Here is an 11,852-nt window from a genome sequence, read left to right as displayed (position 1 = left end):
CGGGGGCGGGTATGAACCTTTCCGCACCCTTTATCGCCCGTCCCGTGGCGACCATGTTGCTCAGTCTGGCGATCCTGTTGCTGGGTGGCGTCAGCTTCGGCCTGCTGCCGGTATCGCCGCTGCCGAACATGGATTTCCCGGTAATCACCGTGCAGGCCAGCCTGCCCGGCGCCAGCCCGGAGATCATGGCCTCCAGCGTGGCCACGCCACTGGAGCGCTCGCTGGGCAGCATCGCCGGCGTCAGCCAGATGACCAGTCGCAGCAGCCAGGGCTCGACGCGGATCATCATCCAGTTCGACCTGGACCGCGAGATCAATGGCGCCGCCCGCGACGTGCAGGCGGCCATCAACGCCGCGCGCAACCTGCTGCCCAGCGGCATGCGCAGTATGCCCACCTACCGCAAGATCAATCCGTCCCAGGCACCGATCATGGTGCTCTCGCTGACCTCGGACGTGCTGGACAAGGCCGAGCTGTACGACATCGGCTCGACCATCCTGGCGCAGAAGCTGTCGCAGGTGTCCGGCGTCGGCGAGATCCAGGTAGGCGGCAGCTCGCTGCCCGCCGTGCGCATCGAACTGCAGCCGCAGCAGCTGGAGCAGTACGGCGTGTCGCTGGACGAAGTGCGCCAGACCATCGCCAACGGCAACGTGCGCCGACCCAAGGGGATGGTCGAGGACGCGGACCGCCACTGGCAGGTTCGTGCCAACGATCAGCTGCACGAGGCGGCCGACTACACACCGCTGATCATCCGCTACCAGGACGGTGCGGCGCTGCGCCTGGGCGATGTCGCAAAGGTGCGCGATTCGGTGGAGGACCGCTACAACAGCGGCTTCTTCAACAACGAGCAGGCCGTGCTGCTGATCGTCAATCGCCAGGCCGGCGCCAACATCATCGAAACCATCGAGGGCATCCGCCGCGAACTGCCGGCGCTGCAGGCGATCATGCCCGGCAGCGTCGATCTGAACATCGCCATGGACCGCTCGCCGGTGATCCGCGCCACGCTGCACGAGGCCGAACGCACGCTGCTGATCGCGGTGGCGCTGGTCATCGTGCTGGTGTTCCTGTTTCTCGGCAGCCTGCGTACTGCATTGATCCCGGCGCTGGCGGTGCCGGTGTCGCTGGTCGGTACCTTTGCCGTGATGTACCTGTTCGGCTTCTCGCTGAACATCCTCTCGCTGATGGCGCTGATCCTGGCCGCCGGCCTGGTGGTGGACGACGCCATCGTGGTGCTGGAGAACATCGCCCGGCATATCGACGACGGCATGCCGCCGTTGAAGGCCGCCTACGTCGGCACCCGCGAAGTCGGTTTCACGTTGCTGTCGATGAACCTCTCACTGGTGGTGGTATTCGTCTCCATCCTCTACATGGGCGGCATCGTCGAGCGGCTGTTCCGCGAGTTTTCCATCACCCTGGCGGCGGCGATCCTGGTCTCGCTGCTGGTTTCGCTGACGCTGACACCGATGCTCTGCGCGCGCTGGCTCAAACCGCATCAGCCCGCGCAGGAAGGGCGCCTGCAGCGCTGGAGCCACCAGGCCCATCAGTGGTTGCTGCGTCACTACGACCGTTCGCTGAGCTGGGCACTGCGGCACCGCCGCATCACGCTGCTGAGCCTGCTGGCGACCATCGCGCTGAACGTGGTGCTCTACGTGCAGGTGCCCAAGACCTTCCTGCCACAGCAGGACACCGGCCAGCTGACCGGCTTTATCCGCGGTGATGACGGTCTGTCCTTCCAGGTCATGCAGCCGAAGATGGAGGTCTTCCGCAAGGCGGTGCTGGCGGATCCGGCGGTGGAGAGCGTGGCGGGCTTCATCGGCGGGCAGGGCGGCATCAACAACGCCTTCATGATCGTGCGCCTCAAACCGCTGAGCGAGCGGAAGATCTCGGCGCAGAAGGTCATCGAGCGCATCCGCAAGAACCAGCCCAAGGTGCCTGGCGGGCGCATGTTCCTCATGGCCGATCAGGACCTGCAGTTCGGCGGTGGCCGGCAGAGCAGCTCGGCCTATTCCTACACGCTGCTGGCGAGCGACCTGAACGACCTGCGCACCTGGGTGCCGCGGGTCACCCAGGCACTGTCGGCGCTGCCGGAACTGACCAGCATCGACGCCAATGACGGCGAGGGCGCGCAGCAGATCAGCCTGAAGATCGATCGCGATGCGGCCAAGCGTCTGGGCATCGACATGAGTACGGTGACCACGCTGCTCAACAACGCCTTCAGCCAGCGGCAGATTTCCACCATCTACGAATCGCTCAACCAGTACCAGGTCGTGATGGAGATCGACCCCAGCTACGCGCAGTACCCCGAGGTGCTGGAGCAGATCCACATCATCACCGAGGATGGCCGACGCGTGCCGCTGGCTGCTTTCGCCCGCTACGAACGCAGCCTGGAGGAGGATCGAGTCAGCCACGACGGGCAGTTCGCTGCGGAGAACATCGATTTCGACCTCGCACCCGACGTCAGCCTCGATCAGGCGACCCTGGCCATCGAGCGCGCCGTCGCCGCTATCGGCATGCCGAGTGAGATACAGGGCCGCCTCGGCGGCACCGGCAGCGCCTTCGAGAGCACCCAGCAAGGCCAGCCACTGATGATTCTCGGCGCCTTGCTGCTGGTCTACATCGTGCTGGGCATCCTCTACGAAAGCTACATCCATCCGCTGACCATTCTCTCGACACTGCCATCGGCCGGGGTCGGCGCGCTGCTGGCGATCATCCTTACCGGCGACCAGTTCAGCCTGATCTCGCTGCTCGGGCTGTTCCTGCTGATCGGCGTGGTGAAGAAGAACGCGATCCTGATGATCGACCTGGCCCTGCAGTTCGAGCGCAACGACAGGCTGTCGCCCGCCGATTCGATCCATCGCGCCTGCCTGCTGCGTTTCCGGCCGATCCTGATGACCACCATGGCTGCCATTCTCGGCGCGCTGCCGCTGCTGCTCGGCGGCGCGGAGGGCGCCGAGATGCGCCAGCCGTTGGGTCTGACCATCATCGGCGGTCTGCTGCTGAGCCAGATCCTGACCCTCTACACCACGCCGGTGGTCTATCTGTACCTCGACCGCCTGCGTCATCGTTTCAACAGCTGGCGCGGTGTTCGCACCGATGCCGCCCTGGAAAACCCGCTATGAATCCGTCGTCGCTGAACCCCTCATCGCTGAAGCATGCCCTGCGGCCCCTCGCAGCTGCCGTGCTGGCCCTGTCGTTGGGCGCCTGTACCCTGGGGCCGGACTATCAACGTCCGGAGCTGCCCGTGGCTACCGAATTCAAACAGGCCGAAGGCTGGAAAGCCGCGGCGCCGGCCGATGTGCTGGAGCGTGGCGAGTGGTGGCGACTTTATGGCGATGCCGAGTTGGATGCCCTGGTCGCCCGGCTGAATGTCGACAATCAGAACCTGGCCGCGGCCGAGGCGCAGTTCCGTCAGGCCCGGGCACTGGTACGTGGTGCACGCTCGCAGCTGTTCCCGATCCTTTCCGGCAGCGCCGGCGTGACCCGTTCGGCGCAGGGCAGTGGTAGCTCGGACACCAGCGGCGGCTCGTTCGGCAGTGGCGTCAGCGAAAGCTACGAAGCGGGCCTGAGTGCGTCCTGGGAGGCGGATATCTGGGGCCGACTGCGGCGCAATCTGGAAGCGAACCGCGCCAGCATGCAGGCCAGCGCCGCAGACTTGGCCGCAGTGCGGCTGAGCCTGCAGGCCGAGCTGGTGCAGACCTACCTGCAGCTGCGGGTGATCGACGAACATCAACGCCTACTCGACCAGACCGTCGCGGCTTACGCACGCTCGCTGCGCCTGACCGAGAACCAGTATCGGGCCGGCATCGTGCCGAAATCCGACGTCACCCAGGCGCAGACGCAGCTCAAGAGCACCCAGGCCCAGGCCATCGACCTGCGCTGGCAGCGGGCGCAGATGGAACATGCGATCGCCGTGCTCATCGGCGTTGCGCCCTCGGAGCTGGATATTGCGGTGCGCGAGGACATCCCCGGGTTGCCAGGCGTGCCGCTGGCCGTGCCGTCACAGCTGCTAGAACGCCGCCCCGATATCGCATCAGCCGAGCGCCAGGTCATGGCGGCCAATGCCAACATCGGTGTTGCCGAAGCGGCCTGGTACCCGGACCTGACGCTTTCGGCGAGCGGTGGCTACCGCAACAGCAGCTTCAGCGACCTGTTCAGTGTGCCCAACCGTTTCTGGTCGCTCGGCCCGCAACTCGCGCTGACACTGTTGGACTTCGGCAGCCGGCGGGCCGAACTGGAGCGTGCCGAAGCCAGTTATGACCAGACCGTGGCCACTTACCGGCAGACCGTGCTCGATAGCTTCCGCGAGGTGGAGGATTACCTGGTGCAGCTGCGGGTGCTGGAAGAGGAGGCGGTTGTGCAGCGCGAGGCGCTGGAGGCGGCACAGGAGTCCCTGCGTCTGATCGAGAACCAGTACCGGGCAGGCACCGTCGATTTCCTCAGCGTTGCCACGGTGCAGACCACCGCGCTGAACAACGAGCGCACCAACCTGACCCTGCTGGGCGATCGGCTGACCGCCAGCGTGCTGCTGATCGCCGCGCTGGGCGGTGGCTGGGATAGCCAGCAGCTGGACCAGCCACCGACGGCTGCGACCTCGCCGGACGCGCCCTGATTCCGGCCGCGAAGCCGGCACCAAAAAAAAGCCCCGCCGGATCGGCGGGGCTTTCACGTTTTACGCGGCGTCGCTTTCGGCGGTCAATTGCGCTGCTTGCGATTGACGGTCTGGGCTGCCTTGATGATGTCCGCGCCGATCACCGGCTCGAACTGCTGCCAAACCGGACGCATCGCTTCGCGCCAGCGCTCGCGCTCTTCCGGGGTCAGGCTGACGATCTCGGTCGTTCCCGCCTGACGAATGCGTTCACGATCGGCCTGATTCAGCTCTTCGGCCTCGCGGTTCACCATGTAGCTCACCTCGTCGAGGATGGCTTCCAGCTCGAAACGGATCTTGTGCGGCATGCCCATCCAGAAACGGGTGTTGCTGACCACCATGTAATCGAGCACACCGTGGTCGGTCTCGATGATGTAGGGCTGCACGGTATGCATCTTCTTGCTGTAGATGTTCGACCAGGGATTCTCCGCGCCCTGTACGGTGCCGGTACGCAGGGCGTCGTAGACATCGGCGAAGGCGATCTTCTGGGTCGATGCGCCGACAGCACCGAACTGCGCCTCAAGCACGCCCGACGGTTGAATGCGGAAGCTCAGCCCCGAGGCATCGCTCGGCAGGCGTAGCATGCGGGCCGCCGAGAGCTGCTTCATGCCGTTGTGCCAGTAGGCGAGGCCGGTGATGTTCTGGTCTTCCATCGAGCGCAGCAGCTGCTTGCCCTTGGTGCGCTTCTGGAAGCGGTTTACCGCGTCGATATCGTCGAACAGGAAGGGCAGGTCGAATACCTGCAGCTGCTTGGTGTATTGCTCGAACTTCGCCAGTGACGGTGCCAGCAGCTGCACTTCGTTGTTGCGCAATGCCTCCAGCTCCGTGGCATCACCGAACAGCGTCGAATTCGGGTAGACCTCGACGCTTACCTGGCCGGGCAGGCGCTCTTCGGCCAGGCGTTTGAACATCAGCGCACCCTTGCCCTTGGGCGTGTCTTCGGCCACTACGTGAGAAAACTTGATGACGATGGGCTCCGCCTGGGCGAATGCGCTGGTGACCGCCAGCACAAGCCCGGCAAGGGTAATGATCGGCTTCATGAAAGACTCTTTATTCTGGTTGGTTGGCAGTGCATCCAGGCGGACCGACCGCGAGGACGCTTCTAGGCTTTCAGCCGCTCCTTATGCCAAAGATAGGTGACGACTGAAAGCGCTTTCCCCAACCAACCCGGCGGGAGCGGCACCGTGTCACATTTCTGCGCGACCTCCCTCGGACTGCAATTGCTCTGCCGCGGCCGTTCGCGGCGTCTGCTCAGGGACTTCCCAGCCACCGCCAAGGGCCTTGTACAGCGCCACCACCCCGCGATAGAGCTCCACTTCGGCTTGCGCCTGAGCGTCTTCGGCCGTCAGGCGCTCGCGCTCGGCATCGAGCAGCACGAGGAAATCGGCAGTGCCTTCGCGATAGCGGATCTCCGCCTGCTGCGCGGCGGCGCGGCTGGCTGTCGACTGGCGGACCAAAGAAAGCAGGCGCTGCTGGGCGTTGGCGTAGTCGCTGAAGGCGTTCTCTGACTCTTCCAGTGCCAGCAATACCTGTTGCTCATAGCTGGCCAGCGCCGCATCGGCGTCGGCTTCGGCACCACGCAGGCGGGCCCGCACGCTGCCCAGGTCGAATGCTGCCCAGCTGATGCTCGGCGCCACGCCCCAGGCCCGCGCCGCGCTGGAACCGATCTGCGAGCCGCGCCCGGCAACGAAGCCGAGAAAGCCCGACAGGCTCACGCGCGGAAACAGATCGGCTGTTGCCACGCCGACATCGGCAGTGGCCGCGGCGAGCTGGCGTTCGGCAGCTCGAATGTCCGGGCGCCGGCGCAGCAGCTCGCCGGGATCGCCAATCGGTAGCGACTTGGCGATTGCCGGCAGCTCGCGGGGCGAGAGGTCGACGCTGAGCTGATCGGCGCGCTGGCCGAGCAGGGTGGCGATGCGGTTGCGCGCACGCGCCTGCTGCGCCCTGAGTTGTGGCAGGCTGGCCTCGGTGGCCGCCAGACGGGCATCGGCGCGCAGAACGTCGAGCTCGCTGCCGACGCCCGCTTCGCGCAGCTGTTCGGTCAGTTCATGGGAATTGCGCTGGTTGGCCAGGTTGTCGCGGGCGATGCGCTCACGCAGCTGGGCACCGCGCAGCTGACCGTAGGCATCCACCAGCTCGGCAATCAGGCTGACCTGCAGCTGGTAGAGCTCGGCCTCGACGGCATCAGCCTGCGCCTCGCTGGATTCCAGGCGGCGCTGGATTCGGCCGAACAGGTCCAGCTCCCAGGCCATGTCCAGCCCGAGGTCGTAGCGTTCGGCATTCACGCGCTGTTCGGTCACGCCGGGTTGCTGGGCCTTGCCGATATCGGCGCTGGCGCCCGCGGTGACGGTGGGCAGACGATCATTGCTGACGTCATCGCGAATAGCCCGTGCCGCCCGTAGGCGGGCATAGGCGATGCGCAGTTCGCGGTTCTCGGCCAGGGCTTCGCCGACCAGGGCGTCCAGCGTAGGGTCGTCGAACTGCTGCCACCAGGCCGCTTCGAAGCGTGAGTGGTCGTATTCGCCAGCCGAAACGCTGTCGATACGCGCCGGTTCCGGCTGCGGTGCCCGGTAATCGGGGCCTACCGCACAGGCGCTCAGTGCCAAAGTGAGCAGGGAAAGGGCGAAGAACTTCATGCGCGGGCCTCCTTGTAAACCGCTTTGCGGGCTTCGCGTTTCTCGACGAAGGCACGAATCACCAGATAGAACACCGGGGTCAGCAGCAGGCCGAAGAAGGTGACGCCGAGCATGCCGCTGAACACCGCGACACCCATGGCATGACGCATCTCGGCACCGGCCCCGCTGGAAAGCACCAGCGGCACCACGCCCATGATGAAGGCGAAGCTGGTCATCAGGATCGGCCGCAGACGCAGGCGGCAGGCTTCGAGGATCGCGGCCAGCAGGTCCATGCCTTCTTCCTGCTTGTCCTTGGCGAACTCGACGATGAGGATGGCGTTCTTGCACGCCAGGCCCACCAGCACGATCAGGCCGATCTGGGTGAACACATTGTTGTCGCTGCCGGCCAGGATCACCCCGGTGATCGCCGAGAGCAGCGTCATCGGCACGATCAGGATCACCGCCAGCGGCAGGCTCCAGCTCTCGTACTGCGCCGCCAGCACCAGGAAGGCCAGCAGCACGCAGAGCGGGAAGACGAATATCGCGGTGTTGCCGGCGAGGATCTGCTGATAGGTCAGCTCGGTCCATTCGTAGCTCATGCCATTCGGCAATTCAGCCTTGAGCAGGCGCTCCATGGCTGCCTCGGCCTGACCGGAGCTGTAGCCCGGTGCAGCTGCGCCGTTGATCTCGGCGGTGAGGAAGCCGTTGTAGTGCATCACCCGATCCGGGCCGGCGCTGTCGGTGACGTTGACGAAGGTCGACAGCGGGACCATCTCGCCGCGGTTGTTGCGCACCTTCAGCTGACCGATCTGCTCCGGTGCCAGGCGGAACTTCTGGTCCGCCTGGACGTTGACCTGATAGGTGCGGCCGAAGCGGTTGAAGTCGTTGGCGTATAGCGAGCCGAGGTAGACCTGCATGGTGTCGAAGATCTCGTCGATAGGCACGCCGTGGGTCTTGGCTTTTTCCCGGTCGATGTCGGCATCCACCTGCGGCACGTTCACCTGATAGCTGGTGAAAAGGCCGGCCAGCTCCGGATAGTCGGCGCTCTTGGCGATGACGTTCTGCACCTGGCTGTACAGCTCCTCGTAGCCGAGGTTGCCGCGGTCCTGCACCTGCACGCGGAAACCGCCGATGGTGCCCAGGCCCTGTACGGGTGGCGGCGGGAAGATGGCGATAAAGGCGTCCTGGATCTGCGCGAACTGACCGTTGAGGTCCGCTGCGATGGCGTTCGCCGAGAGCGACGGGTCCTTGCGCTCATCGAAGGGCTTGAGTGGGGTGAAGACGATGCCGCTGTTCGGGCTGTTGGTGAAGCCGTTGATCGACAAGCCCGGGAAGGCCACGGTGTTTTCCACGCCGGGGTGTTTGCCGGCAATTTCCGACATGCGTTTGATCACGTCCTCGGTGCGGTCCAGCGTCGCGGCGTCCGGCAGCTGGGCGAAGGCGACCAGGTACTGCTTGTCCTGCGGTGGCACAAAACCGGTCGGCGTGCTGGCGAAGCCCATGTAGCCGAGGCCGACCAGCCCGACATAGACCACCAGCGCAATGCCGCTGCCGCGCAGGATGCGCCGCACCAGGCCGACATAGCCGTGGCTGGCGCGGTCGAACATGCGGTTGAATGGGGCGAACAGCCAGCCGCCAAAAATCCGATCGAGCAGACGCGAGAAGCCGTCCTTTGGTGCGTCGTGCGACCTGAGGAGTGCGGCGGCCAGTGCCGGCGACAGGGTCAGCGAGTTGAACGCCGAGATCACCGTGGAAATGGCGATGGTCAGCGCGAACTGCTGGTAGAACTGCCCGGTGAGGCCGGAAATGAACGCCGTCGGGATGAACACCGCGCAGAGCACCAGCGCCGTGGCGATGATCGGGCCGGTCACTTCCTTCATGGCCTGACGGGTCGCTTCCTCCGGCGACTTGCCGAGGCCGATGTTGCGCTCGACGTTTTCCACCACGACAATGGCGTCGTCCACCACGATGCCGATGGCCAGCACCAGGCCGAACAGCGACAGCGCGTTGAGCGAGAAACCGAGCAGGTGCATGACCGCGAAGGTGCCGATCAGCGACACCGGCACCGCGGCCAGTGGAATGATCGAGGCGCGCCAGGTCTGCAGAAACAGGATGACTACCAGCACCACCAGCACGATGGCCTCGAGCAGGGTATGCACCACCGCTTCGATGGAGCCGCGCACGAAGATGGTCGGGTCGTAGACGATCTCGTAGTCCACGCCTTCCGGGAAGTCGCGTTTCAGCTCGGCCATGCGTGCCCGTACCGAATCGGAGATTTCGATGGCGTTCGAACCCGGGCGCTGGAATACCGGAATGGCGACGGCGGGCTGGTTGTTCAGCAGCGAACGCAGCGCGTACTGGCTGGAGCCCAGTTCGACACGGGCGATGTCCCGCAGGCGGGTGATCGAGCCGTCTTCACCCGCGCGGATGATGATGTTCTCGAATTCTTCCTCGGTGACCAGACGGCCCTGGGTGTTGATCGACAGCTGGAAGTCCGTCGCGCCCGGTGCCGGCGGTGCGCCCAGAGAACCTGCAGCGACCTGGCGGTTCTGCTCGCGAATGGCGTTGACCACGTCCGATGCAGTGAGGTTGCGCGAGGCGACCTTCTCCGGGTCGAGCCAGACGCGCAGGGAGTAATCGCCCATGCCGAACAGCTGCACATCGCCGATGCCGTCCAACCGCGCCAGCTCGTCCTTGACGTTGAGCGCGGCGTAGTTGGACAGGTAGAGCATGTCGTAGCGCTGATCCGGCGAGGTCAGGTGCACCACCATGGTTAGGTCCGGCGACGCCTTGTCCACGGTCACACCGAGGCGCTGCACCTCGGTGGGCAACGTTGGCATGGTGCGCGTGACGCGGTTTTGCACCTGCACCTGAGCGTTGTCCAGATCAGTGCCCAGGCCAAAGGTGATGGTCAGGGTCAGCTTGCCGTCGGCGGTCGCCTGGGAGGACATGTAGAGCATGCCCTCGACGCCGGTAATGGCCTGTTCCAGCGGCGAGGCGACGGTTTCGCCGATCACCTTGGGGTTGGCGCCGGGGAAGTTGGCACGTACCACCACGGTGGGCGGGACAACTTCGGGGTATTCGCTGATCGGCAGTTGGAACAGCGAGATGGCCCCGCCGATGAGGATCACCAGCGACAGCACGGCGGCGAAGATCGGCCGCTTGATGAAGAATTGCGAGAAATTCATGGCGCACTCCGAGGCAGGGCGCGCGTCTGGCGCCCTGGCGGATCGATCGGATTGGCGCGGCAGGCGCGCCGGAGTTCAGGTCAGTTGCGGGAGGTGCTCAGCTGCTAGGACGCTGAGCCAGGCTGCGCTCGACGACCTGCGGTTTCATCGCCTCGCTGATCGCGCGGTTCTGCTGGCGCAGGGTGGCCAGCGTCTCGGCGTCGGCCATCGGCACCGATTCCGGCTGCACCGGGCTGCCCGGGCGCACGCGCTGCAGGCCGTTGACCACAATGCTTTCGCCCTTGGCCAGACCGCTGCGGACGATGCGCAACCCTTCCAGCTTGGGACCGAGCTCGACCGGGCGGTAGGCGACAGTGCCGTCTTCGGCCAGTACCAGGACGAACTTCTTGCCCAGATCCGTACCGACGGCGACGTCCTTGATCAGCACGGCGTCGTAGGTCGCGCTGCCGACCAGCTTCAGGCGTGCATACAGGCCGGGGGTGAAGCTGCCGTCACGGTTGTCGAATACGGCGCGACCGCGGATGGTGCCGGTGCGCGGGTCGACCTGGTTGTCGACGAAGTCCATGTGGCCCAGGTGCGGGTGACCGTCCTCGCTGGACAGGCCGAGGTAGACCGGGGTCGCCTCGCCACGGTCGCCGTTGCGCGCCAGCTCGCGGTACTTGAGGTAGGTACGCTCATCGGCCTCGAAATAGGCATAGACCTTGTCGGTGGAGACCAGCGTGGTCAGCAGCGCCTCACCGGCGTTGACCAGGTTGCCGGCAGTGATCAGCGCGCGACCGACGCGCCCGTCGATGGGCGCGGTCACGCGGGTGAAGGAGAGATCCAGCTGCGCGCGGTCCAGTTGCGCCTGAATCGCCGCGGTTGCCGAGCGGGCTTCGCTGGCGGCACTGACGCGGGCGTCGGCGAGCTCGTCGGAAATCGCGTTCTTCTTGCGCAGGCGTTCGCCGCGTTCGGCTTCGGCGACGGTGCGCTGCTGGTTGGCGCGAGCCTGTTGCAGCTGCGCCTGCAGGCGCTTGACCTCGGCCTGGAACGGGCGCGGGTCGATCTGGAACAAGAGGTCGCCTTTCTTCACCAGCGCGCCTTCCTCGAAGGCCACCTTGTCGATGAAACCGGACACGCGCGGGCGGATCTCCACCGACTCCGGCGCTTCCAGGCGGCCAGTGAGTTCATCCCACTCGGTCACCTGCTGTTCGATGACTTCCGCGACGCTGACGGCGGGCGGCGGCATGCCCGACTGGGTGGCCTCCGGTGCCTTGCCACAAGCGGCGGTGATCAGCACCGTCAGGGCGATAAGGGGAAAACGCAAGGCGTTGAACGAACGTTCCATGCTTGACTCCGCAAGTCGGATTTGTTGATGGCAGGAGTCTGCGTGGTCAAGCCGTTCAGCAAAAATCGAACGAGGCGAAG

Annotated in this window: 6 protein-coding genes; 2 read left to right on the top strand and 4 right to left on the bottom strand. The window is 65.4% G+C overall.

Annotated features, from left to right (window positions below):
• Positions 1-11: 11 nt before the first annotated feature.
• Both LW136_RS12235 and LW136_RS12230 read left to right on the top strand, forming a co-directional pair.
• Entirely contained in the window at positions 12-3,116 is a 3,105-nt protein-coding gene (locus tag LW136_RS12235; RefSeq protein ID WP_234172992.1) for an efflux RND transporter permease subunit, read from the top strand.
• The gene (locus LW136_RS12230) at positions 3,113-4,606 is read left to right on the top strand and encodes an efflux transporter outer membrane subunit (protein ID WP_230357371.1); all 1,494 of its coding nucleotides are present in this window, start codon (positions 3,113-3,115) and stop codon (positions 4,604-4,606) included. Before LW136_RS12235 ends, LW136_RS12230 begins: the two co-directional genes overlap by 4 nt.
• 83 nt (positions 4,607-4,689) lie before the next feature.
• Here LW136_RS12230 and LW136_RS12225 read toward each other — a convergent pair whose 3' ends face one another.
• From LW136_RS12225 to mexE, 4 genes are all read right to left on the bottom strand, one after another.
• A complete protein-coding gene (locus LW136_RS12225) occupies positions 4,690-5,682 on the bottom strand; it encodes a TRAP transporter substrate-binding protein (RefSeq protein ID WP_234172991.1) in 993 nt (330 codons plus the stop codon).
• 147 nt (positions 5,683-5,829) lie between these two features.
• The gene (locus LW136_RS12220; protein ID WP_230357368.1) at positions 5,830-7,278 is read right to left on the bottom strand and encodes an efflux transporter outer membrane subunit; all 1,449 of its coding nucleotides are present in this window, start codon (positions 7,276-7,278) and stop codon (positions 5,830-5,832) included.
• Entirely contained in the window at positions 7,275-10,445 is a 3,171-nt protein-coding gene (locus tag LW136_RS12215; protein WP_234172990.1) for an efflux RND transporter permease subunit, read from the bottom strand. Before LW136_RS12215 ends, LW136_RS12220 begins: the two co-directional genes overlap by 4 nt.
• A gap of 97 nt (positions 10,446-10,542) precedes the next feature.
• Complete coding sequence (mexE, locus tag LW136_RS12210) at positions 10,543-11,772, bottom strand: multidrug efflux RND transporter periplasmic adaptor subunit MexE (protein WP_042928125.1); 1,230 nt, start codon at positions 11,770-11,772, stop codon at positions 10,543-10,545.
• Positions 11,773-11,852 lie beyond the last annotated feature (80 nt).

Origin of the sequence: Stutzerimonas kunmingensis (assembly GCF_021432085.1) — a bacterium.
GTDB lineage: Bacteria > Pseudomonadota > Gammaproteobacteria > Pseudomonadales > Pseudomonadaceae > Stutzerimonas.
Note: the sequence above shows the minus strand (reverse complement) of the source record. Positions and strands in the feature narration are given on the sequence as shown.

What these genes read in the sequence shown, in the direction of transcription:
- LW136_RS12235 (WP_234172992.1), top strand. Translation starts at nt 12, where the DNA reads ATGAACCTTTCCGCACCCTTTATCGCCCGTCCCGTGGCGACCATGTTG.
- LW136_RS12230 (WP_230357371.1), top strand. Translation starts at nt 3,113, where the DNA reads ATGAATCCGTCGTCGCTGAACCCCTCATCGCTGAAGCATGCCCTGCGG.
- LW136_RS12225 (WP_234172991.1), bottom strand. Translation starts at nt 5,682, where the DNA reads ATGAAGCCGATCATTACCCTTGCCGGGCTTGTGCTGGCGGTCACCAGC.
- LW136_RS12220 (WP_230357368.1), bottom strand. Translation starts at nt 7,278, where the DNA reads ATGAAGTTCTTCGCCCTTTCCCTGCTCACTTTGGCACTGAGCGCCTGT.
- LW136_RS12215 (WP_234172990.1), bottom strand. Translation starts at nt 10,445, where the DNA reads ATGAATTTCTCGCAATTCTTCATCAAGCGGCCGATCTTCGCCGCCGTG.
- mexE (WP_042928125.1), bottom strand. Translation starts at nt 11,772, where the DNA reads ATGGAACGTTCGTTCAACGCCTTGCGTTTTCCCCTTATCGCCCTGACG.